Here is a 21,307-nt window from a genome sequence, read left to right on the forward strand (position 1 = left end):
TTCTTCTTAAAGGGATAATCGGGCAGCCTTAAACGCGCAACAGCCGCCCGGGAGGGCCAGGGTTGGGAGTGGTGTGACCGAGTGAGCGATTGAACGAGATCCCTCCCCGTCATCCCCGGACTTGCTCCGGGGATCCACGTCTTCCTGGCGCGACGGTTCCTCAAGACGGGGATGGCCGGCACAAGGCCGGCCATGACGAGGTCATGTTATTGCGCTTTCTGGATGTGGCGCCGCGCTCCGACTTTCCGACCCCACCCTTCTTCCCTCTGCCGCACGTCGGGAACTCCCGACTTGCGCAAGCCAAAGCGGATATCGGGAACACCCGGGATTCGTGGGAAGGGAAGAGCGCAGAACTCTCAGAACCGGCCCAGGCGCTTCGTTGTCTGCGGATCGAAGAGATGGACGTTTGCCGGGTCGATGGACAGGGTCAGCTTGCGGGTTTCCGCCGGGATCTGGCCTGTCGAGGCCTGCACCACGAAATCCGTGCCAGCGACCTTGCCGTGGAAGAGCTGGGTGGCACCAAGCTCCTCGACGAAGTCCACATCCATGCCGAGGCTGCTGGAACCGGCAGCGCCGCCTGCCTGCACGTCCTCGGGACGCAGGCCCACTTCGATGGCCGACCCTGGAGCGAGGCCTTCGCGCATATCCGTGACGGCGATGGTCTGACCGCCGACCGACACGCGGCCGGGACCCTCCACCTTGCCGGGCAGGATGTTCATGGGCGGGGAGCCGATGAAGGTGGCGACGAAGCGGGTCTCGGGACGGCGATAGACCTCAGCCGGAGAACCGACCTGCTCGATCTGGCCACCGGACATCACCACGAGCTTGTCGGAAAGCGTCATGGCCTCGACCTGATCGTGCGTCACGTAGATCGAGGTCACGCCGAGAGCCTTCTGCAGACGCTTGATCTCCACACGCATCTGCACGCGCAGCTTGGCGTCGAGATTGGAGAGCGGCTCGTCGAAGAGGAACACCTGGGGCTTGCGCACGATGGCGCGGCCCATGGCGACGCGCTGACGCTGGCCGCCCGAGAGAGCGCGCGGCTTGCGATCGAGGAACGGCTCGATGGCGAGGATGCGAGCTGCTTCCTTCACGCGCTTCTCGATCTCGTCCTTCGGCGTCTTACGATTGCGCAGGCCATAAGCCATGTTGTCGTAGACGCTCATGTGCGGATAGAGCGCGTAGTTCTGGAACACCATCGCGATGTCACGATCGGCAGGCTCCACCTGGTTCACGACGCGGTCGCCAATCCTGATGTCGCCGCCGGAGATCGTCTCCAGGCCCGCAATCATGCGAAGAAGAGTGGACTTGCCGCAGCCCGATGGGCCGACGAGCACGCAGAAGGAACCGTCCTCGACGTCGAGCGATACGCCTTTCACGGCTTCCACATTGCCCGCATAGATCTTTCGGACGGTATCGAGCGTAACCCCTGCCATTGGTTCATTCCTTTTCACGTCAGCCGGCGCTTGAGAGAAGCATCAGGCTGGAAAATTCCGATATTCCCTTGATGCCCCTCCCGCCCAAGCAGGAAGGACGACGCGCGAAGCTCGCGCGTCACTTTTCCGTTTCGACGAGACCCTTCACGAAGAGCCGCTGCATAAAGATGACGACCAGCACCGGCGGCACCATCGCGAGCACCGCCGTCGTCATGGCGATCTGCCACTCGGTGAGCGCGTCCGTGGTCGTGATCATCTTCTTGATGCCGATGACGATGGTCTGCATCGAGCTCTTGGTCGTGATCAGCAGCGGCCAGAGATACTGGTTCCAGCCGTAGATGAACTGGATCACGAAGAGCGCCGCGATCGTCGTCATGGAGAGGGGAAGGAGCGTGTCCTTGAAGAAGCGGAACGCGCCCGCGCCATCGATCTTGGAAGCTTCCAGAAGCTCGTCGGGAATCGTCATGAAGAACTGACGGAAGAGAAGAGTGCCGGTCGCGGATGCGATCAGCGGCAGGACGAGACCCGTATAGGTATCGAGCAGACCTAAGTCAGCGACGATCTTGTAGGTCGGATAGATACGCACTTCGACAGGGAGCATCAGCGTGATGAAGATGACCCAGAAGGCCGTCTTGCGGAACGGGAACTTGAAATAGACCACCGCATAGGCCGACAGGATCGAGATCAGGATCTTACCGAGTGCGATGCCCATCGCCATGATCATCGAGTTGATCATCATGCCCATTACGGGCTCGCGGGCTGCCTTGCCGCCATAGAACAGCGTGCGGCTGTAGTTCTCTGCGGCCTGATCGCCCGGAATCAGCGGCATGTTGCCGTTGATGATGGTGGCGGCATCGAAGGTCGATGCCATGATGGCCAGATAGACCGGAAAGGCCACGACGATGACGCCGACGACGAGCGTCAGATAGGCCATGAAGTCTCTAAAGGGACGATTCTCGACCATCAGTACTGCACCTTGCGTTCGACATAGCGGAACTGAATGGCGGTGAGCGCGATCACGATGACCATGAGGATCACCGATTGCGCGGCCGAGCCGCCGAGATCGCCGCCAAGGCGGCCATCCGCATAAACCTTGTAGACCAGGGTCGTGGTCTGACCGGCCGGGCCGCCGCCCGTCACGGCATCGATGATGCCGAACGTCTCGAAGAACACGTAGACGACCGTGACGACGAGAAGGAAGAAGGTGGTCGGCGACAGAAGCGGGAAGATGATCGTCCAGAAGCGACGCAAGGGGCCTGCGCCATCGATGGCCCCCGCCTCGATCACGCTCTTCGGGATCGCCTGCAGGCCTGCGAGGAAGAACAGGAAGTTGTAGCTGATATGCTTCCAGGTGGCGGACAGGACCAGCAGGATCATGGCATGATTGCCGTTGAGCATCGGGTTCCAGTCGATGCCGACCGCGCGGATCGGGCGCGCCAGGGTGCCGAGCGTCGGGTGGAACATAAAGATCCACAACACGCCTGCGATGGCGGGAGCCACGGCGTAGGGCCAGATCAGCAGCGTCTTGAAGGCATGTCCGCCACGCAGGCTCTTGTCGGCCTGGGTAGCGAGAAGAAGCGCAACGGAGAGCGAGAAGAACGCCACCAGGGTCGAGAAGATCGCGGTAGTGATCATGGCCCGGTAATATTCGGGCTGCTTGAACAGGTCGATATAGTTCTCAAAGCCGACGAATTCGGAAGCAAGGCCGAAGGCGTCTTCCCGCAGGAAGGACTGCCAGATGGCCTGAGAGGCCGGCCAGTAGAAGAAAATGACGGTGATCGCCATCTGCGGAAGAATCAGCAGAAGCGGCAGCGTCCAACCTGAAAAATGAGCTCGTTTTTCCATCGCGCTACGGTTGTCCGGTGATGGTGCAGATGACGGCATCAACCGGTCTGCGAGGTTGCCTCATAAGATCATCCCGGACAGCGTTCGGCTGCCCGGGATGAAAAATCGTTCGTCAGTCAGGCTTAGCGAACGGTGCGCTCGAACTGACGCAGGATCTGGTTGCTGCGGGAAACCGCGGCGTCCAGAGCGTCCTTGGCAGGCTTCTGACCGGCGAGAGCCGCCTCGATCTCCTCGGAGATCACGTCGCGGATCTGAACCATGTTGCCGAAGCGCAGACCGCGGGAATTCTCGGTCGGCTCCTTGTTGGTCAGCTCCTTCAGAGGCGTCTCGAGGACCGGGTTCTTCTCGTAGAAGCCCGAAGCCTTGGTCTTCTCATAAGCTGCCTTCGTGATCGGGAGATAGCCCGATTCCTGGTGCAGCTTCGCCTGACGGTCGGTGTCCGAAAGGAAGGCGAAGAACTTGGCGATGCCCTTGTACTCGTCGGCCGACTTGCCGCCCATGACCCACAGCGAAGCGCCGCCGATGATGGAGTTCTGCGGAGCGCCCTGGACGTCCGGATAGTACGGCATCGGCACCGAGGTGTAGTCGAACTTCGCGTTGGCCTTCACGTTGCCGTAGAAGCCCGAGGAGTTCAGGAAGATCGCGCATTCACCGGACGTGAAGCGGCCTTCGCTCTTCGAGTCGCGGCCCGAGTAGTCGTAGGTTTTGTCCTTCTGCAGATCGACGAGGTTCTGCAGGTGCTTCACGTGCGTCGGAGAGTTGAACTTCATCTCCGTGTCGAAACCGTCGAGGCCGTTGGCCTTGGTGGCCATCGGCAGGTTGTGCCAGGCCGAGAACTGCTCGATGTTGGCCCAGGTCGCCCAGGCGTTCGAGAAGCCGCAGGTTTCGTGGCCGGCAGCCTTGAGCTTCTTGGCGGCGGCGAACACGTCAGGCCAGGTCTTCGGGATCTCGTTGACGCCGGCCTTCTTCAGCTCGTCCTTGTTGATCCACATGACCATCGAGGAGGAGTTGAAGGGAAAGGAGAGCATCTCGCCCTTTGCCGTGGAGTAGTAGCCGGTGATCGCGGGCAGGTAAGCCTTGGGATCGAACTTCTCGCCGGCTTCGGCCATCAGCTGGTAGACCGGCTTCACTGCGCCCTTCGCGCCCATCATGGTCGCGGTGCCCACTTCGAAAACCTGCAGGATGTGCGGAGCGTTGCCTGCGCGGAACGCGGCGATGCCGGCGTTCAGGGTATCGGCATAGGTGCCCTTATAGCTGACGACGACCTTGTAGTCTTTCTGCGCGTTGTTGAACTCGTCGGCTAGCTTGTTGATCACCTCGTTGTTGGCGCCCGTCATGGCGTGCCACCAGTGGATCTCCGTCTGAGCGAAGGCGGAAGTGCTCGTCGCGAGACCGAAGGCCAGGGCGCCGAGAAGGGACTTCTTCATCATAATCATCTCTCCCATATCATCCCTCAGGGATGTTATTGTCGTTCACCATCCCCGCGCGAAAGCTGGATGACGTTTTAATGACACATCCATGACAATCATAGCCGGCTTCAAAATGGAAGCCCTTTTCATTGAAAAGACTTAACAACTGGGGATGGGAACAGGCCGGAAGTGCTCGTCGTTGACGGAGTATCCAAAGGTAAGAAGCCCATGCCCCAGATGATTACAGCCCTTTTTAAGGACCCCGCTCAGGCCCGTCAGGCGCTTCAGGCGCTCTTGGAAATGGGAATCGCCCAGCACCGGATCGTCGCGGTGGGCACCGAGGACGCCCGCGAGATTTCCTCGATCTCCGGCTTTCGAACCCTGTCTGCCCGCGACAACTCCCTGGAAGCCCTCCACGACCTGAACCTGCCGGGAGAAGACCTGCGCGTGTTCGAGAAAGGTTTGCGCAACGGCTGCACGATGATCGCCGCCCAGGTCGACCGCAATGACATGGAAGAAGCTGCACGGGTGCTGGAGATGTTCGATCCCGTGGATCTCGACAGCAGCAGCCGGGAATGGCTGAAGGCTGGAGAAGAAAAAGCCGGAGAAGAAAAAGCTGGAGAAGAACTTGGCGCCGGCCCGGGCGCACCTCTGGCCGCGGGCATCGCCGGCGGCGCTCAAGCCGGCCGGACCAATACAGGCTTGCTTCCCGGTATGGGCCTGATGGCGGAAGGCACGGATGATCTGGGTAGCGCCGATCTGCGCACGGACGAGACCGGCCAACCGAATGCGGGCGCACAGACCACGGCGGGAACGGGCGCACGCCGCAGCGACGAACGGGCGGACCGGGAGGGTGTGAACGAACTCGCCGTCGCCTCCCAACCCTCCCCGGATCAGCCCGGCCTGATGCAGCGGCACATGAACCGCGGCGGCCGGATCTGGGCCTATCGCACCTTCGACGAGGGCACGGTTTAGCGCATCGTGCGGACCCAAAGGGCCGCGCCAAATGATGCGCCGCTTGGAAAAGGGAGCATCGGATCGAATTCGAAAAGTGGATTCCGCTTTTCTCGTCCGAGGCTCTAGATCACGTTGCGCTCTATCAGCGGACGGTTCGCCAGGACGCGCTCGTAGCCGAGCTCGGAGAGATCGAGCGTGCGGTACCCACCATGGACGATCAGTTCGGAGAGGCCGCGTCCGACGGCCGGCGCCTGCTGCAGGCCGTGGCCCGAGAAACCGTTGCAGAGATAGAAGTTCTCGATTTCGTTCGTCGTGCCGATGATCGCATTGTGATCGAGCAGGCTCATGTCGTAGGGACCGGACCAGGCGCGACCGGGCTTGATGGCCTCGAAGGCGGGAATGCGGTGCGCGAGCGAAGGCCAGATGAATTCCTCGAAGAAGGAGAAGTCGATCTCCTGGCTTGCGGGATCCTCGTCGGACCAGTCGGGATCCACATCCGCTTCCGGCGACGCGCCGCAGATGAAGTGGCCCTCGCCTTCCGGGCGCACGTAAGCACCGGAGGTGTCGATGAGTAGCGGCAGGTTCTCCACCGGCTCCTTGCACGAGAAGGTGAACACGTAGCGGCGCTTCGCCTGTACCGGAATCGTGATGCCGGCCATCGCGGCAAGCGCAGCACCACCTGAGCCCGCGCAGTTGATGAGCGTGCCGCAGGCGATGCGCGTGCCGTCCCGCAAGCGCACGGCGACGACGCGGTTACCCTCGCGCTCCACTTCCGCGACTTCGCCCTTCACGTATTCAGCGCCGAGCGAACGAGCCTTCTTGCGGAAAGCCTGCAGGAGGCCCCAGCCGTCGAACCAGCCCTCGCCCGAGCGGCCCCAGGTGCCGGCAGCGAGGTCTTCCACGTTGAGCCAGGGGAAACGCTGCTTCAACTCGTCCGGCTTCAGGAAGAGAATATCCGCGCCTTCCGCAGCCTGCAGCGCCTGGTTCTCGCGGAGGATCTGCTCGCCTGCTCCGGACGCACAATAGAGATAGCCACCTTCCTTCAGACCGATCTCCGGCTTGTCGCCGTCGACGGTGAGGTAATCGGCGATGTTGCGCAGGAAGTGGATTCCATAAAGTGAGATGCGGATGTTCACCGCGCTCGAATATTGCTGGCGGATCGAAGCCGCCGACAAAGCGGAAGCCGACAGCTGATAGGTCGGATCCTTTTCGATGACGATGACGCGCCCCTTGAAACCGGAATCGGCCAGAAGATGGTAAGCGGTGGAGGAGCCCATGACGGCGCCACCCACGATCACGATATCGGCAATGCTTGAGGCAGAAGTGGTCATCGTTCGAATTTCGTTGAGAGGATGATGGAGGATTGCGTGCGCTCCACCCCTTCCAATGCGCCGATCTTGTCGATGGCGGCATCGAGGGTGGGAACGTCTTCCGCCTCTACCACTGCCAGAAGATCGAAGACACCGGCAACGGAATGAAGCGCACGCAATTCTGGCATGCGCTGCAGCGCCGTGGCAACAGCGGCGGACGCTTTCGGCGCGACGACGATGGTGACATGCGCCCGCACCACGCGCCGGCTGATCTCTTCCGCGAGTCTCAATGTATAGCCGACGATCACTCCGCGCCGCTCCAGGCTCTCCACCCGCGCCTGCACGGTCGTGCGGGACAGCTTGAGGCGGCGGGCGGCTTCCGCATGGCCGATGCGGGCATTCTCCCTCAAGAGGGCGATCAGGGCACGATCCGTGGCGTCGAGCATCACTTTGACCAGTTTTAACGGCAATATGCCGATAACTACTCGGCTTTCCGTCGGCTTGTCTATGGCGCTTTGCATGGCTTTGCCGTTCTCTCCCCTGATCACCGGCGCATCGTGCGGACCCGAAGGGCCACGGCAGTGAAAAGTGGACCCGGTTTTCCGCCTCAAACGATGCGCCTCTCGGAAGAATGAACATCGGATCGGACCCAAAAGTGGAATCCACTTTTGGGTCCGATGCTCCAGGGAGGTTTGAATGACCATGAAATCCATTCTCGTCATCGGCGCCGGCAAGATCGGTTCCACCATCGTCGACATGCTCAACGAGACCGGCGACTACGACGTCACGGTGGCCGACGCCTCTGAAGCTGCCCTTGCGGCTGTGGCCAAGAACGGCATCAGGACGATCCAGCTCGACTTCAATGACGCGGTGGCCCTGCAGAACGCCCTGAAAGGCCATTACGCCGTGCTGAGCGCCGCGCCCTATCACCTGACCGGCCATGTGGCCCAGGCTGCGCGCCTTGCCGACGTGAACTATTTCGACCTCACCGAGGACGTCGCCACCACCCGCATGGTGAAAGAGCTGTCGGAAGGCGCCGCCACGGCCTTCATTCCGCAATGCGGCCTTGCCCCGGGCTTCATCTCCATCGTGGCGCACGACATCGCAAGCCGCTTCGACAAGCTCGACACGGTGCGCCTGCGCGTCGGCGCGCTGCCCCAATATCCGTCGAACGCCCTGTCCTACAACCTCACCTGGAGCACGGACGGCGTCATCAACGAGTATATCGAGCGCTGCGAAGCGGTGGTCGACGGCCGCTTACGCGAAGTGCCCGCCATGGAAGAGCTGGAAGAGTTCTCCCTCGACGGCACCCGCTATGAGGCCTTCAACACCTCGGGCGGTCTCGGCACCCTGTGCGAAACCCTCGAAGGCAAGGTGCGCAACCTCAACTACAAGACGATCCGCTATCCGGGCCACTGTGCCCTGATGCGTGTCCTCCTCAACGACCTGCAGCTGCGCAATCGCCGCGAGGTTCTGAAGGACATCCTGGAGAACGCCGTTCCCGCCACCATGCAGGACATGGTAATCGTGTTCGTGACCGTGACCGGCGAGCGCGGCGGCCGCTATGTGCAGGAAACCTATGCCCGCAGCATCTACGGCCAGAAGGTCGCGGGCGTGCAGCGCACCGCGATCCAGGTGACCACGGCTGCCGGCATCTGCGCCATGCTCGACCTGCTGGTCGAAGGCAAGCTGCCGAAACAGGGTTTCGTGCGCCAGGAAGAGATCGACCTCGACACCTTCCTCGCCAACCGCTTCGGCCGCGTCTATGCGGGCGTGCGTCTGGACGAGGCCGGCGAACCGGCCGTGAAGAACATCCGCCTCGACGCCGTTGCATGACGACTTGGGCATGACGATTTGGAACAGGCTCTTGAGCTTCCACGGCTGAGAGCCCGTCCGGCTTCTTTCCGAAATCGCATGATCCTATTCGGGAAAAGCAGTTCCCACATTTTGCGATCATGCTTTAAGACGGTGGCCTGAAGGCCGCCGTCGTTTCTGTTTAAAGACAAGCGAAGGTGGTGGGCTTTGAATAAGGCCCGAACCCGTTTCCATGGGAGAATGACAATGTCCGCCCTGCAATCCGTTTCGCCCTCGTCCGCCAGCGTGGCGGAAGAAGCCCGCGCCATTCTCGCCCGTCTCGGCGTGCCGGACAGCGCTTTCGCCCCCACGGGCCGTCCCGCCCTCTCCCCGATCACGGGCGAGGTGATCGCCCATGTCCGCGAGACCACGCCGGAGGAGGCCAAGGCCGCGATCGGGCGCGCTGACGCCGCCTTCAAGGCCTGGCGCACGATTCCCGCCCCGAAGCGCGGCGAGTTCATCCGCCTGCTCGGCGAGGAGCTGCGCGCCGCCAAGGACGATCTCGGCCGTCTCGTGACGCTGGAGGCCGGCAAGATCGTCTCCGAGGGCCTCGGCGAGGTTCAGGAGATGATCGACATCTGCGATTTCGCCGTCGGTCTCTCTCGCCAGCTTTACGGCCTCACCATCGCCACCGAGCGCGCCGACCACCGCATGATGGAAACCTGGCATCCGCTGGGCGTGTGCGGCGTGATCTCCGCCTTCAATTTCCCCGTCGCCGTGTGGTCGTGGAATGCCGCGCTTGCCCTCGTGTGCGGTGACAGCGTGGTGTGGAAGCCCTCCGAGAAGACCCTGCTGACGGCGCTCGCCACGCAGGCCATCGTCGAGCGTGCCGCGAAGCGCTACGGCGGCGTGCCGGAAGGCCTCTGCGAAGTTCTCCTCGGCGGCCGCGAGATCGGCGAGATCCTCGTCGACGATCACCGCGTGCCGGTCCTCTCGGCCACCGGTTCCACCGCGATGGGTCGCCAGGTCGGTCCGAAGCTCGCTCAGCGCTTTGCTCGTGCGATCCTCGAACTCGGCGGCAACAACGCCGCGATCGTCGCTCCTTCGGCTGATCTCGATCTCGCGCTTCGTGGCATCGCTTTCGCCGCCATGGGCACGGCCGGTCAGCGCTGCACCACGCTGCGTCGCCTCTTCGTGCATGACAGCGTGTACGACCAGCTCGTTCCGCGCCTCGTCAAGGTGTATGGCAGCGTGAAGATCGGCGATCCGCGCGAGCAGGGCACGCTCGTCGGCCCGCTGATCGACAAGGCCGCCTTCGAGGGCATGGAGCGCGCGCTCGACGAGGCCCGCACTGCCGGCGGCAAGGTGCATGGCGGCGGACGCTACACGGATGTGGCGGCTGATGGTCTCTACGTTCGTCCCGCTCTCGTCGAGATGCCGAAGCAGACCGGTCCCGTTCTGCGCGAGACCTTCGCTCCGATCCTCTACGTGATGCGCTACACGGATTTCGACGAGGTGATCGAGCAGCACAACGCGGTCGGCGCCGGTCTCTCCTCGTCGATCTTCACGCTCAACATGCGTGAGGCCGAAGCCTTCATCTCGGTGACGGGTTCGGATTGCGGCATCGCCAACGTGAATATCGGCCCCTCGGGTGCCGAGATCGGCGGCGCGTTCGGCGGCGAGAAGGAAACGGGCGGCGGCCGCGAGTCGGGCTCCGATTCCTGGAAGGCCTATATGCGCCGCGCCACCAACACGATCAATTACGGCAACACGCTTCCGCTCGCCCAGGGCGTGAAGTTCGACGTGGGCGCCTGATCATTCCGAAAATCCCTGCGGAGGGCAGCGATGCCCTCCGTTTTTCTGGTCCCCTCGTTTACACCGTGAGCCTTCCATGACAGCGACTTCCCGCACCGGCGGCCAGATTCTTGTCGATCAGCTTACTCTGCACGGAGTCGATCACATCTTCTGCGTTCCGGGCGAGAGTTATCTCGCTGCCCTGGACGCGCTGCATGATGCGAACATCAACGTCACCGTCTGCCGCCAGGAAGGTGGTGCTGCGATGATGGCCGAGGCCTACGGCAAGCTCACCGGCCGCCCCGGCATCTGCTTCGTCACCCGTGGCCCCGGCGCGACGAACGCCTCGCCCGGCATTCATATCGCCAAGCAGGATTCGACGCCGATGATCCTCTTCGTCGGCCAGATCGAGCGCGGCATGCGCGAGCGTGAAGCCTTCCAGGAACTCGACTACCGCGCCGCCTTCGGCCCGCTCGCCAAGTGGGCGACGGAGGTGGACGATCCGGCTCGCTTCCCCGAGATCATCTCGCGCGCCTTCCATGTCGCGACATCGGGCCGTCCCGGTCCTGTCGTGATCGCGCTGCCGGAAGACGTGCTCACCGAGATGGCGGACGTTGCCGATGCGCCGCGTTACCAGGTCGTCGAGACGCATCCATCGCTTGCGCAGATGGCCGATCTGCAGAAGCTGCTTCACGGCGCGAGGAAGCCGGTGGCGCTCATCGGCGGCAGCCGCTGGTCCGAAGTCGCGGTGCAGCGCTTCGTGCGCTTTGCCGAGCGCTTCGAGCTGCCGGTCGCCTGCACCTTCCGCCGCCAGATGCTCTTTCCGGCCGACCATGCCTCCTATATCGGCGATCTCGGCCTCGGCGTGAATCCGAAGCTCTTGGCGCGCATCAAGGAAGCCGATCTCGTCCTGCTCGTGGGCGGCCGTCTCTCCGAGATCCCGAGCCAAGCCTATACGCTCCTCGACATTCCGGCACCGCAGCAGAAGCTCGTTCACATCCATCCGGATCCGAGCGAGCTGGGCCGCGTCTATTCTCCGCATCTTGCCATCAACGCCTCGCCCATCGCCTTCACGGCGGCGCTGGAAGGCGTGCATCCGCCGGCGTCGCTCCCCTGGAGCGAGAGCACCAGGACGGCGCATGCGGATTATCTCAACTGGAGCAACCCGGCTTCGGTCCGCGTGCCGGGCGCGCTGCAGATGGGCGAGGTGATGGCGCACCTGCGCGAGGTGATGCCCTCCGACACGATCTACTGCAACGGCGCGGGCAACTTCGCCACCTGGGTGCATCGCTTCTGGCCTTTCCGTCACTATGGCACGCAGCTTGCCCCCACCTCCGGCTCCATGGGCTACGGCGTGCCCGCCGCCGTCGGCGCCAAGCGCATTCAGCCCGACAGCACGGTCGTGGTGTTTGCCGGCGACGGCGATTTCCTGATGAACGGTCAGGAATTCGCGACCGCCGTGCAATACGACCTTCCGATCCTCGTCATCCTGCTCGACAACGGCATGTACGGCACGATCCGCATGCACCAGGAGCGCGAATATCCCGGCCGCGTCTCGGCGACGATGCTGAAGAACCCGGACTTCGCAGCCTATGCGAAAGCCTTCGGCGGCTATGGCGAGCGGGTGGAAACCACGGAAGATTTCCCTGCCGCACTCCAGCGCGCCCTGACCTCCAGCAGGCCTGCGATCCTGCACTGCATGCTCGACCCTGAGGCGATCACGCCCACCCTGTCGCTCTCCGCGATCCGCGACAAGGCGCTGGAGAGCAAGAAGTAAGCTCTGCCGTTTCAGAGCCCGCCAGAAACAAGAAAGGCGCTATGATCACCGTAGCGCCTTTTCTGCAGGTCCATGCGGGTTCAGATCATGCCGAAACGAAAGCCTCGCTCGCAGGCTTGACCCTGATCATCGCCGTTCCCGCATCGAAGCCATCGAGCAAAGCATTGTGATGATCCACGATCTGCTCGACATTGAGCTTCGGCATGTCGGCCGTCGTATGGGCGTCGGCCACGAGCGTCACGTCGTAACCCAGGCTCACGGCGCGGCGGCAGGTGGTGTCGACGCAATATTGCGTCATGAGCCCGCCAACGACGAGGTGACGGACTCCATGGCTCGCCAGAACATCCTGCAGATCCGTCTCGTAGAACGAGTCGCAGGCCGTCTTGTTGACGACGACATCGTCGTTCGTCCGCCCGAGATCTTTGCAGATCTCCCATCCCGGAGTACCAACTTCCAGGCGGTGCCCCGGCTCTCCATTGTGCTGGACGAAGATGACGGGGAGGCCCTGGCGTCTGGCCTCGCCCGCCAATCCGAAGATGCGGCCACGCACCTCGTCGAAGCGCTGCCTGACGGCGGGGCGCTCCGATCCTTTTTCGGGAAGAATGCCTTCCTGCACGTCGATGATGACGAGAGCTTTCGTCATGACCTTCAGGCCGCCTTCGCCTCGTCGAGCCGCTTCGCGACGAGCGTGCGCAAGCTGCGCAGGTCCTTCACGAAGGAGCGGATGCCCTCGGCGAGCTTTTCGGTCGCCATCGCATCTTCGTTGAGCGCGAAGCGGAAGGTCTTCTCGTCCATGCGCGGCAGGGCCGGGATCTTCTCGACATTGTCGGCCGAGAGCTTGCGGGGCAGTTCGCCTTCCGCCTTCGCCAGCTCGTCGAGGAGCGCGGGCGAGATGGTGAGGCGGTCGCAACCGGCGAGCGCTTCGATTTCGCCGATGTTACGGAAGGACGCGCCCATCACCACGGTCTTGAAGCCTTGCGCCTTGTACGAAGCGTAGATGTTGCGCACGGAGAGCACGCCCGGATCGGTCTCGCCGGTATAGGGCCCACCGCCCGCCTTCACGTGCCAGTCGAGGATGCGACCGACGAAGGGCGAAATGAGGAACACGCCCGCCTCCGCACAGGCCTGCGCCTGGGCCATGGAGAACAGGAGGGTGAGATTGCAGTCGATGCCTTCCTTCTGAAGGACCTCCGCTGCGCGGATGCCCTCCCAGGTGGAGGCGATCTTGATGAGGACGCGCTCGCGCCCGACGCCGCGCTCCTCGTAAGCCTTGATGATCTCCCGCGCCGTGGCGATCGTTCCCTGCGTGTCGAAGGAGAGATCCGCATCCACCTCCGTCGAGACGCGGCCCGGAACGATGCCGGCGAGCTCCGCCCCGAAGGCAACGGCGAGGCGGTCGCAGATCGCAGCCACCACGCTCTCGTGCGTTCCACCCTGCTTGCGGCCCCAGGCCAGGGTCTCCTCAAGGAGGTGCCCGTAGGCAGGGATCTCGACCGCTTTGAGCAGCAGGGTCGGATTGGTGGTGCAGTCCTGAGGCTTCAGGCGGCGCACCGCGTCGAGATCGCCGGTATCGGCGACAACCACCGTCATGGCGCGCAATTGGTCGAGCTTGGAGGGCATTCCGGTCTCCGTGGGTTTTTCTGGTGTCAGACTTAGTGGCTTAAGGGGCCTGAGTGAAGACATTTCAGTGTCATTCCCGGCCTGCGCACCTCCCCTTTCCCGGCGGGGAGGGGCAGGGGTGAGGGTGGTGCGACCGGGTGAGTGGTGGAGCCCGATCGCTTCCCGCCATGCCCGCGCCTGTCGCGGGCATCCACGTCTTTTGACGTGGCGGCTCCTAAGACGCGGATGGCCGGCACGAGGCCGGTCATGACGTGATATCTCCCTCTCCGGCGCAAATCGGGTGTTCCCGACTTGCGTCCTCAAAGGCGGATCTCGGCGGGGGAGAAATACAGCTCACATGAAGAGACTGCGGTTGGCCTTCACCCGGTCGAGCATGAAGGCGTGAACCTCGGCAATGCGGTGGAGGCTGCGCACCTCGGCATGGGTGACGATCCAGTAGGTGCGGGTGAAGGAGATCTCCGGCAGCACCACCTTCAGCTCCGGATATTGCCGGGCGGCGTAATCGTGAATGATCCCGATGCCGACCCCTGCCCGCACGGCTTCGAGCTGCGCCACCACGCTGGCGCATTCGTAGCGTCGGGGACCGTATTTCTCGAGACCGGAGAAATATTCCAGCGCCGGGCTGTAGATGAGATCCGCCACATAGGTGACGAGCAACCGGCCAGACAGATCCTCCGGTATGGCGGGGATCCCGTGCCGCTCGACATAGCCTTTCGAGGCGTACATCCGCAGCCGGTAATCGGTGAGCTTGCGCGAGACGAGGCGGCCCTCGGTCGGCTGCTCGACGGTGACCGCGATGTCCGCCTCGCGCTTGGAGAGCGAGAAAGTGCGCGGCAAGGCGACGAGCTGGATCGTGAGATCCGGATGCCGCTCGGCCAGCGCGCCGAGCTCCGCCGCCAGGAAGTAGGTGCCGAGTCCGTCCGGCGCGCCGACGCGCACGGTGCCGGACAGCGCAAGATCGGAGCCGCCCACTTCGCTCGCGACCGCCAGGGCCTGGCTTTCCATGCTCTCGGCTTTCGCCAGCAGACGCTCGCCCTGCTCGGTGAGGGTGTAGCCTTGCGGCTTTCGCTCGAAGAGCTTGGCCTTCAGGGCGTTTTCAAGGGACGAGATGCGGCGGGAAACCGTGGTATGATCCGCTTCCAGACGGCGGGCGGCGAGCGTCAGCCGGCCCGCTCTGGCAACAGCGAGGAAAAAGCGAAGATCGTCCCAATCGAAAGCGCTCATGCCGACGGTTTAGCATATTGGGATTTTTGCACAACGCAGCCTCACCTTCGCCCATAGTCGTGCAGTTTCGACAATGCTAGAACAGGGCACCTAAAATTTCAGGAGAGAAACGCCATGCGCGAAGTCGGACATTTCATCGGCGGCAAGCAGGTTCCCGGAAAGTCGGGCCGCACCACGGAATTATTCCAGCCCATGACCGGCGAGGTGATCGGCCGGGTCGCGCTGGCCTCGAAGGACGAGCTGCGCCAGGCCGTCGAGAACGCCAAGGCCGCCCAGCCCGCCTGGGCCGCCACCAACCCGCAGCGCCGCGCCCGCGTGATGATGAAGTTCCTCGAACTCATCGCCAAGGAGACGGATTCCCTCGCCGAACTGCTCGCCCGCGAGCACGGCAAGACCATTCCCGACGCGAAGGGCGACATCCAGCGCGGCGTCGAGGTGGTGGAATTCGCCTGCGGCATCCCGCACCTCATGAAGGGTGAGTTCACGGAAGGCGCCGGCCCCGGCATCGATATTTATTCGATCCGCCAGCCGCTCGGCGTCGTGGCCGGCATCACGCCGTTCAACTTCCCGGCCATGATCCCGATGTGGAAGTTCGCTCCGGCCATCGCCTGCGGCAACGCCTTCATCCTGAAGCCCTCCGAGCGCGATCCCGGCGTGCCGATGCGCCTCGCCGAGATCATGGTCGAGGCGGGCCTTCCCGCCGGCATCCTCAACGTGGTCAACGGCGACAAGGAAGTGGTGGACGCGATCCTCGACGATCCGGACATCAAGGCCGTGGGCTTCGTCGGCTCCTCGCCGATCGCGCAATACGTCTATTCCCGCGCCACAGCGCATGGAAAGCGCGCGCACTGCTTCGGCGGCGCGAAGAATCACATGATCATCATGCCCGACGCCGATCTCGATCAGGCGGCTGATGCCCTCATCGGTGCCGGCTACGGCTCGGCGGGCGAGCGCTGCATGGCCGTGTCGGTCGCCGTTCCCGTCGGCAAGGCCACCGCCGACGCGCTGATGGACAAGCTGATCCCGCGCGTGGAGAGCCTGAAGGTCGGCCCCTCGACCGATCTTTCGGCGGATTACGGCCCGCTCGTCACGAAGGCGCATCTCGACAAGGTGCGTTCCTACGTCGATCTCGGCGTGCAGGAAGGCGCGAAGCTCGTGGTCGACGGCCGCAACTTCAAGATGCAGGGCTACGAGAACGGCTTCTACATGGGCGGCTGCCTCTTCGACGAGGTGAAGCCTGAGATGCGCATCTACAAGGAAGAGATCTTCGGTCCCGTTCTCTCGGTCGTGCGCGCCAAGAACTACGACGAGGCGCTGCGCCTGCCGAGCGAGCATGAATACGGCAACGGCGTTGCGATCTACACTCGCGACGGCGACGCCGCCCGCGACTTCGCTTCACGAGTGAATGTGGGCATGGTCGGCATCAACGTGCCGATCCCGGTTCCGATCGCCTACTACACCTTCGGCGGCTGGAAGGCCTCCGGCTTCGGCGACCTCAACCAGCACGGCCCGGATGCGGTGCGCTTCTACACCAAGACGAAGACGGTCACCTCGCGCTGGCCGTCCGGCATCAAGGAAGGCGCGGAATTTTCCATTCCGACGATGAAGTAAGAGCACTCATGATGGCCGGGACTCAGCTCCCGGCCATTTTGTTTATGGGCGCATCTTTTCGGCAGCGACCTAAGACCACTTCGCCGAAAGATGCTCTAGATCCAAAGTCGGGGTGCACGAGGCGCCCCTCTCATGCCGATTTAGAGCCATGACACAGTTCTCTTTGACCGAAGACCAAATCGCCGTCCGCGACATGGCCCTTGCCTTCGCAGCGGACAATCTTGCTCCCCATGCTCTCGAATGGGACGAGAAGAAGCATTTTCCCGTCGATGTCCTGCGCGAAGCAGCGAGCCTCGGCATGGCCGCGATCTACACCCGCGACGATGTCGGCGGATCGGGCATGACGCGGCTGGATGCTGCGCTCATCTTCGAGGCGCTCGCCACCGGCTGTCCCGCCATCTCGGCGTTTCTCTCCATCCACAACATGGTCGCGTGGATGATCGACCGCTACGGATCGGAGGAGCAGCGCCAGCGTTTTCTACCCTCTCTCTGCACGATGGAAACCATCGGCAGCTATTGCCTCACCGAGCCGGGCTCGGGCTCCGATGCGGCGGCGCTGAAGACCCGCGCCGTGCGTGATGGCGACCACTACATCGTCAACGGCGTGAAGCAGTTCATCTCGGGCGCCGGCACCTCCGACATCTACGTGACCATGGTGCGCACGGGCGAGGAAGGCCCCTCCGGCATCTCGACCCTCGTGATCGACAAGAACATGCCCGGCGTCTCCTTCGGCGCGCAGGAAAAGAAGATGGGCTGGAATGCGCAGCCCACCGCCGCCGTGATTTTCGAGGACGTGCGCGTGCCAGTCGCGAACCGACTGTCGGATGAAGGCATGGGCTTCAAGATCGCCATGTCGGGCCTCGATGGCGGGCGCCTCAATATCGGCGCGTGCTCCCTCGGCGGAGCTCAGGCCGCTCTCGACAAGGCGCTGGCCTACGCGAACGACCGCAAGGCCTTCGGCAAGCGCATCGCCGATTTCCAGGCGCTGCAGTTCAAGCTCGCCGATATGGCGACAGAACTCGAAGCGGCACGCACCTTCCTGTGGCGCGCGGCCTCCGCGCTCGACGCCAAGGCGCTCGATGCCACGAAGCTGTGCGCGATGGCCAAGCGCATGGCGACGGACACGGGCTTCGAGGTGGCGAATGCCGCGCTGCAGCTCCATGGCGGCTACGGCTATCTTGCCGATTATGGCGTCGAGAAGATCGTGCGCGATCTGCGCGTGCATCAGATTCTCGAAGGCACCAACGAGATCATGCGGCTCATCGTGGCACGCGATCTGGTGGGGCGTGGCAATCGATGACCTGGAGAGCGATCGGCCTCGGCTTTTCCATCGCCGCGGCAATCTTTGCTCTTTTCCTGCTTGCAGGACCCTGGTTCTTCCTGGAGGGACGCAGGCCCTTCCAGATCAACTTCGTTGCAGGAGCAGCATTCGGCTTGGCTTTCGGCCTGTCGATTCCCCGCATCCTGAACGTACCCGCCCAGAAGGCGGTCAGCGCCATGGCGCTGACCGCCGTTCCGGGCATGCTGATCATGGCTGCCGTCGGCTCGCACTTCGCCGTGTTCTTTCCTAGCCTCGCCCCTTCCCTCGACAAGGTGTTCGGCTCCCTCATGCTCTGGTTCTACGGCTTCGGCTTGGCCGGCGCGCTCTGGAGGGCCCATAGGCCATGAGAGATTCCGGCGGCACACGAGGACTTTCGAACGGCGCGCCGGGCGCCTGGCTCGTGCGCATCTTAAGCCTTGCGTTCATCGGCTTAGGACTGCTCTTTCTTCTTGCGCCGCCCGCCGGTTCTGCTCTTTTCGGGCTTCCTGCGCCCGATGGCGGGAGCTTCGGCTATCTCCCCGCCATCGGACTGCGCGACCTCGCCTTCGGGCTCTATCTGCTGATCCTGTCCTTCACGGCCACGCCGCGCATTCTCGGCCTGATCTTTGCCGCGACGCTCGTGATCCCGATCGGCGATCTCATCATCGTCGCCGCCGTGCGTGGATCGGACGCCATCCTCAATCTGCTGCTGCATGGAGTAAGCGCCGCCGTGATGGCGGCGGGCTCCATCTGGCTCTTGAAATCATCGACACACGACAAAACGGGAGGAAACACATGACCAACATCGCCTTCATCGGCCTCGGCAATATGGGCGGACCCATGGCCGCCAATCTCGTCAAGGCAGGTCATGCCGTCACCGGCTTCGATCTGTCGCCCGCGTCCTGCGACCAGGCACGCTCGGATGGCGTGAGCATCGCCGGCTCAGCGCCGGATGCGGTGCGCGATGCGGAGGTCGTGATCACCATGCTGCCCGCCGGCAAGCATGTCCTCTCGGTCTGGACCGACATCCTGCCCTCCATCAAGGAAGGTGCGCTTGTCGTCGACTGCTCCACCATCGACGTGGAAAGCGCCCGCAAGGCGCATGTCATGGCGCGCGAGCAGGAGCGCAACCTCATGAGTCTCGACGCGCCCGTTTCCGGAGGCGTCGGCGGCGCGAAGGGTGCGACGCTCACCTTCATGGCGGGCGGTACGAAAGAAGCCTTCGATTGCGCCGAGCCCATTCTGTCCAAGATGGGCAGACGAGTTGTCCATTGCGGCGAAGCAGGCGCGGGTCAGGCGGCGAAGATCTGCAACAACATGATCCTCGGCATTTCGATGATCGGTGTGGCGGAGGCCTTCGTGCTCGGCGAGAAGCTCGGGCTCTCGCATCAAGCCCTGTTCGATGTGGCCTCGACCTCCTCGGGGATGTGCTGGGCTCTGATGAACCATTGCCCGGTCCCCGATCTGGTGCCGACCTCTGCCGCCAACAATGGCTACAGGCCCGGCTTCGCAGCGGCCCTGATGCTGAAGGACCTGAAGCTCGCGCAGGAGGCGGCTCTCGCGTCCGGGGCGTCAACGCCGCTCGGCGCAGAAGCCGCCCAGCTCTTCGGTCTGTTCGCCGGAGCCGGCCACGAGGGTGATGATTACAGCGGCATCATCAACTTCCTGCGCGGGCAGAAGGGGTGACGGGTGTCCCCCTCGTCATGGCCGCCCCCGGACTCGATCCGGGGATCAGTCCCGGCCCTCTCTTTCCTGAGAGGCGCTGCGCCTCCCGCCATCGGGATCACCGGCACAAGGCCGGTGATGACGAGAAGGCCGGTGATGACGAGAGAGACTCGAGCCATTTGCTTCTCAAGTCCTGGCGGACTGAATGCCATGGACGTTATGTCGCTGGTGAGGGACAGCAAAGGTTCGGGATGTGTTGCATCGCACCTACAGCTTTTGGGTCCTGCATCCATTAGCTTAACCATTCCCTGATCGCTCAACCGACGGTTGCTCGCCTGCATGGTCCGTTCCGCCCTTCCTACGGCCGATCCCTCCACCGACGCCGCCGCCCTGCTGCGGCGCCTTGGCTTTGCGCTTCTCTTTTTCGCCATTCCTCTGGCTGCCCTCTTCACGCGTCGCGCCCTCGTGGTGATGGCTCCCCTGGCCGTCGCCCTCATCGTCCTCGCGGCCTTTCTCGACGGCACGGCAAGGAACCCATGGCAGAGAGCCCTTAGCTTCGTGACCTCGCGGGCTGGGCTCGCCGGGCTCGTTCTGGTGCTTTGGGCTGGCCTCTCCCTGGTCTGGACCCCCTTCCTGCCCCAGGCTTCCGAGCGGCTCCTCAATATTGTCGCCATGGGTCTGATGGCCCTGGCGGGATATCTGGCCCTGCCGGAACGGATGCGCTCGGCCAATCTCTACCTGCTCCCCCTCGGCGTCGGCCTTGCCGCTCTGATCGCTATCGCGATGCTCTTCCGGGAAGGTGGGAACCTCGATCCCGACGGGACCGGCGTGGAGCGCGGCATCGTCATGCTCGTCCTGTTGCTCTGGCCCGCCGTGACCTGGCTCCATTCCCGCGGACGCAACCTCGAGGCCGTGACCCTCGCCCTAGCGGCGGCGGTGAGCGCCTTCCTGACAATGGATGAACTGCCGCTCATCGGCCTTACCGCTGGTGCGGTCGCCTTTGCCCTGACGGCGATGAGCCCGAGAACCGGCACCAGCCTGATCGGCCTCCTCATGGCAGGCCTCCTGATTGCCGCTCCGGCCCTGCCCTTTCTTCTGAAGCCTGTTGCCGGGGGTATCCTCGGATCCACCTCCCTCGCCGTGGCCAGTCTCGAGGCATGGCAGGCGCTCATCCTCAAGGAACCCTTGCGCCTTCTGACCGGCCATGGCCTGGAGACAGCCTGGCGCGGGCGCCTGTTCGGCCTCGTGCCTCCTGCAGCCCCTTTCAGCCTGCTGTTCGATATCTGGTACGAACTTGGCGTTGTCGGGGCCGTCTCCGGCGCCGTCCTGCTCTCTCAGGCGGCTTTCAATGCAGGAGGAGACCGCCCGATCCTCGGCCCGGGAATCATGGCGTCCTTTGCCTCGGCCTTCGCCTTCGGCGCCTGCGGCATCGGCACCGCCCAGGTCTGGTGGTTCACGGCACTCGTCGTTCTGGTCCTGGTCTTCGTGGCGGTCGAGCGCGGACAATTCCGCACGAAGCGACCGAAAGCCATCCTGCGCCGTCTGCGCTGAAACAGAGCGCACCC

Annotated in this window: 20 protein-coding genes; 10 read left to right on the forward strand and 10 right to left on the reverse strand. The window is 63.5% G+C overall.

All coding sequences use genetic code 11. The annotated features are described in order from the left end of the window. Window positions 1–356: 356 nt before the first annotated feature. From AA309_RS00555 to ugpB, 4 genes are all read right to left on the reverse strand, one after another. Window positions 357–1,436 carry a sn-glycerol-3-phosphate import ATP-binding protein UgpC gene (locus tag AA309_RS00555; RefSeq protein WP_047187032.1) on the reverse strand — a complete coding sequence of 360 codons (1,080 nt, stop codon included), beginning with the start codon at window positions 1,434–1,436 and terminating at the stop codon, window positions 357–359. Between the two features lie 118 nt (window positions 1,437–1,554). Then, entirely contained in the window at window positions 1,555–2,400 is an 846-nt protein-coding gene (gene ugpE / locus AA309_RS00560; protein WP_047187033.1) for a sn-glycerol-3-phosphate ABC transporter permease UgpE, read from the reverse strand. Then, window positions 2,400–3,281 carry a sn-glycerol-3-phosphate ABC transporter permease UgpA gene (gene ugpA, locus AA309_RS00565; RefSeq protein ID WP_047187034.1) on the reverse strand — a complete coding sequence of 294 codons (882 nt, stop codon included), beginning with the start codon at window positions 3,279–3,281 and terminating at the stop codon, window positions 2,400–2,402. Before ugpA ends, ugpE begins: the two co-directional genes overlap by 1 nt. A 122-nt stretch (window positions 3,282–3,403) precedes the next feature. Next, entirely contained in the window at window positions 3,404–4,711 is a 1,308-nt protein-coding gene (ugpB, locus tag AA309_RS00570; RefSeq protein ID WP_200901913.1) for a sn-glycerol-3-phosphate ABC transporter substrate-binding protein UgpB, read from the reverse strand. Window positions 4,712–4,918: 207 nt separating this feature from the next. On the opposite strand from ugpB, the gene AA309_RS00575 reads away from it, so the two are divergent. After that, window positions 4,919–5,665 (forward strand): hypothetical protein, encoded by a 747-nt coding sequence (locus tag AA309_RS00575; RefSeq protein WP_150117339.1) that lies wholly within the window; start codon window positions 4,919–4,921, stop codon window positions 5,663–5,665. A 104-nt stretch (window positions 5,666–5,769) separates the two neighbouring features. Here AA309_RS00575 and AA309_RS00580 read toward each other — a convergent pair whose 3' ends face one another. Together AA309_RS00580 and AA309_RS00585 are read right to left on the reverse strand one after the other, a co-directional pair. Next, complete coding sequence (locus AA309_RS00580) at window positions 5,770–6,978, reverse strand: NAD(P)/FAD-dependent oxidoreductase (protein ID WP_047187037.1); 1,209 nt, start codon at window positions 6,976–6,978, stop codon at window positions 5,770–5,772. Next, complete coding sequence (locus tag AA309_RS00585) at window positions 6,975–7,403, reverse strand: Lrp/AsnC family transcriptional regulator (RefSeq protein ID WP_047187038.1); 429 nt, start codon at window positions 7,401–7,403, stop codon at window positions 6,975–6,977. Before AA309_RS00585 ends, AA309_RS00580 begins: the two co-directional genes overlap by 4 nt. Before the next feature lie 256 nt (window positions 7,404–7,659). Between AA309_RS00585 and AA309_RS00590 the strand changes: the two genes are divergently transcribed. From AA309_RS00590 to AA309_RS00600, 3 genes are all read left to right on the forward strand, one after another. Then, window positions 7,660–8,793 (forward strand): saccharopine dehydrogenase family protein, encoded by a 1,134-nt coding sequence (locus tag AA309_RS00590; RefSeq protein ID WP_047187082.1) that lies wholly within the window; start codon window positions 7,660–7,662, stop codon window positions 8,791–8,793. Window positions 8,794–9,018: 225 nt separating this feature from the next. Next, entirely contained in the window at window positions 9,019–10,566 is a 1,548-nt protein-coding gene (gene amaB, locus AA309_RS00595) for an L-piperidine-6-carboxylate dehydrogenase (protein WP_047187039.1), read from the forward strand. Window positions 10,567–10,642: 76 nt separating this feature from the next. After that, complete coding sequence (locus AA309_RS00600; protein WP_047187040.1) at window positions 10,643–12,322, forward strand: thiamine pyrophosphate-binding protein; 1,680 nt, start codon at window positions 10,643–10,645, stop codon at window positions 12,320–12,322. An 85-nt stretch (window positions 12,323–12,407) separates the two neighbouring features. Here AA309_RS00600 and AA309_RS00605 read toward each other — a convergent pair whose 3' ends face one another. From AA309_RS00605 to AA309_RS00615, 3 genes are all read right to left on the reverse strand, one after another. Further along, the gene (locus AA309_RS00605; RefSeq protein WP_047187041.1) at window positions 12,408–12,965 is read right to left on the reverse strand and encodes a cysteine hydrolase family protein; all 558 of its coding nucleotides are present in this window, start codon (window positions 12,963–12,965) and stop codon (window positions 12,408–12,410) included. A 5-nt stretch (window positions 12,966–12,970) separates the two neighbouring features. Beyond that, window positions 12,971–13,942, reverse strand: a complete 972-nt coding sequence (gene tal, locus AA309_RS00610) for a transaldolase (protein WP_047187042.1) — start codon at window positions 13,940–13,942, stop codon at window positions 12,971–12,973. A 333-nt stretch (window positions 13,943–14,275) separates the two neighbouring features. Continuing rightward, complete coding sequence (locus tag AA309_RS00615) at window positions 14,276–15,166, reverse strand: LysR family transcriptional regulator (RefSeq protein ID WP_047187043.1); 891 nt, start codon at window positions 15,164–15,166, stop codon at window positions 14,276–14,278. A 114-nt stretch (window positions 15,167–15,280) separates the two neighbouring features. On the opposite strand from AA309_RS00615, the gene AA309_RS00620 reads away from it, so the two are divergent. The 5 genes from AA309_RS00620 to mmsB all read left to right on the forward strand — a co-directional run bounded on the left by AA309_RS00620 (window position 15,281) and on the right by mmsB (window position 19,763). Then, window positions 15,281–16,777, forward strand: coding sequence for a CoA-acylating methylmalonate-semialdehyde dehydrogenase (locus AA309_RS00620; RefSeq protein ID WP_047187044.1), 1,497 nt, complete (start codon window positions 15,281–15,283; stop codon window positions 16,775–16,777). A 148-nt stretch (window positions 16,778–16,925) separates the two neighbouring features. Continuing rightward, window positions 16,926–18,077 carry an isobutyryl-CoA dehydrogenase gene (locus tag AA309_RS00625; RefSeq protein WP_047187045.1) on the forward strand — a complete coding sequence of 384 codons (1,152 nt, stop codon included), beginning with the start codon at window positions 16,926–16,928 and terminating at the stop codon, window positions 18,075–18,077. Then, window positions 18,074–18,445: a DUF5367 family protein gene (locus AA309_RS00630; protein WP_047187046.1), complete on the forward strand. Its 372-nt coding sequence runs from the start codon at window positions 18,074–18,076 to the stop codon at window positions 18,443–18,445. The genes AA309_RS00625 and AA309_RS00630 overlap by 4 nt, the downstream gene beginning before the upstream one ends. Further along, on the forward strand, window positions 18,442–18,876 hold the full coding sequence (locus tag AA309_RS00635; RefSeq protein ID WP_047187047.1) for a DUF4267 domain-containing protein: 435 nt from the start codon (window positions 18,442–18,444) through the stop codon (window positions 18,874–18,876). The genes AA309_RS00630 and AA309_RS00635 overlap by 4 nt, the downstream gene beginning before the upstream one ends. Then, window positions 18,873–19,763, forward strand: coding sequence for a 3-hydroxyisobutyrate dehydrogenase (mmsB, locus tag AA309_RS00640; RefSeq protein WP_047187048.1), 891 nt, complete (start codon window positions 18,873–18,875; stop codon window positions 19,761–19,763). Before AA309_RS00635 ends, mmsB begins: the two co-directional genes overlap by 4 nt. Here the strand turns inward: mmsB and AA309_RS33945 are convergent. Next, window positions 19,721–19,921 carry a hypothetical protein gene (locus tag AA309_RS33945; protein WP_150117341.1) on the reverse strand — a complete coding sequence of 67 codons (201 nt, stop codon included), beginning with the start codon at window positions 19,919–19,921 and terminating at the stop codon, window positions 19,721–19,723. The two genes, mmsB and AA309_RS33945, sit on opposite strands and share 43 nt — an antisense overlap. Before the next feature lie 160 nt (window positions 19,922–20,081). Here AA309_RS33945 and AA309_RS00650 point away from each other — a divergent pair, with 160 nt between their 5' ends. Then, window positions 20,082–21,293, forward strand: coding sequence for a hypothetical protein (locus tag AA309_RS00650; RefSeq protein ID WP_047187050.1), 1,212 nt, complete (start codon window positions 20,082–20,084; stop codon window positions 21,291–21,293). Window positions 21,294–21,307 lie beyond the last annotated feature (14 nt).

The organism is Microvirga vignae, assembly GCF_001017175.1.
Classification (GTDB): Bacteria; Pseudomonadota; Alphaproteobacteria; order Rhizobiales; family Beijerinckiaceae; genus Microvirga; species Microvirga vignae.

Excerpts from the sequence above, each read along its gene's own strand:
- AA309_RS00590 (WP_047187082.1), top strand. The coding sequence starts at position 7,660 with ATGAAATCCATTCTCGTCATCGGCGCCGGCAAGATCGGTTCCACCATC.
- AA309_RS33945 (WP_150117341.1), bottom strand. The coding sequence starts at position 19,921 with ATGGCTCGAGTCTCTCTCGTCATCACCGGCCTTCTCGTCATCACCGGC.
- AA309_RS00630 (WP_047187046.1), top strand. The coding sequence starts at position 18,074 with ATGACCTGGAGAGCGATCGGCCTCGGCTTTTCCATCGCCGCGGCAATC.
- AA309_RS00585 (WP_047187038.1), bottom strand. The coding sequence starts at position 7,403 with ATGCTCGACGCCACGGATCGTGCCCTGATCGCCCTCTTGAGGGAGAAT.
- ugpA (WP_047187034.1), bottom strand. The coding sequence starts at position 3,281 with ATGGAAAAACGAGCTCATTTTTCAGGTTGGACGCTGCCGCTTCTGCTG.
- mmsB (WP_047187048.1), top strand. The coding sequence starts at position 18,873 with ATGACCAACATCGCCTTCATCGGCCTCGGCAATATGGGCGGACCCATG.
- AA309_RS00620 (WP_047187044.1), top strand. The coding sequence starts at position 15,281 with ATGCGCGAAGTCGGACATTTCATCGGCGGCAAGCAGGTTCCCGGAAAG.
- amaB (WP_047187039.1), top strand. The coding sequence starts at position 9,019 with ATGTCCGCCCTGCAATCCGTTTCGCCCTCGTCCGCCAGCGTGGCGGAA.
- AA309_RS00625 (WP_047187045.1), top strand. The coding sequence starts at position 16,926 with ATGACACAGTTCTCTTTGACCGAAGACCAAATCGCCGTCCGCGACATG.
- AA309_RS00575 (WP_150117339.1), top strand. The coding sequence starts at position 4,919 with ATGCCCCAGATGATTACAGCCCTTTTTAAGGACCCCGCTCAGGCCCGT.
- AA309_RS00555 (WP_047187032.1), bottom strand. The coding sequence starts at position 1,436 with ATGGCAGGGGTTACGCTCGATACCGTCCGAAAGATCTATGCGGGCAAT.
- tal (WP_047187042.1), bottom strand. The coding sequence starts at position 13,942 with ATGCCCTCCAAGCTCGACCAATTGCGCGCCATGACGGTGGTTGTCGCC.
- AA309_RS00650 (WP_047187050.1), top strand. The coding sequence starts at position 20,082 with ATGGTCCGTTCCGCCCTTCCTACGGCCGATCCCTCCACCGACGCCGCC.
- AA309_RS00600 (WP_047187040.1), top strand. The coding sequence starts at position 10,643 with ATGACAGCGACTTCCCGCACCGGCGGCCAGATTCTTGTCGATCAGCTT.
- AA309_RS00580 (WP_047187037.1), bottom strand. The coding sequence starts at position 6,978 with ATGACCACTTCTGCCTCAAGCATTGCCGATATCGTGATCGTGGGTGGC.
- ugpE (WP_047187033.1), bottom strand. The coding sequence starts at position 2,400 with ATGGTCGAGAATCGTCCCTTTAGAGACTTCATGGCCTATCTGACGCTC.
- AA309_RS00605 (WP_047187041.1), bottom strand. The coding sequence starts at position 12,965 with ATGACGAAAGCTCTCGTCATCATCGACGTGCAGGAAGGCATTCTTCCC.
- AA309_RS00615 (WP_047187043.1), bottom strand. The coding sequence starts at position 15,166 with ATGAGCGCTTTCGATTGGGACGATCTTCGCTTTTTCCTCGCTGTTGCC.
- ugpB (WP_200901913.1), bottom strand. The coding sequence starts at position 4,711 with ATGATGAAGAAGTCCCTTCTCGGCGCCCTGGCCTTCGGTCTCGCGACG.
- AA309_RS00635 (WP_047187047.1), top strand. The coding sequence starts at position 18,442 with ATGAGAGATTCCGGCGGCACACGAGGACTTTCGAACGGCGCGCCGGGC.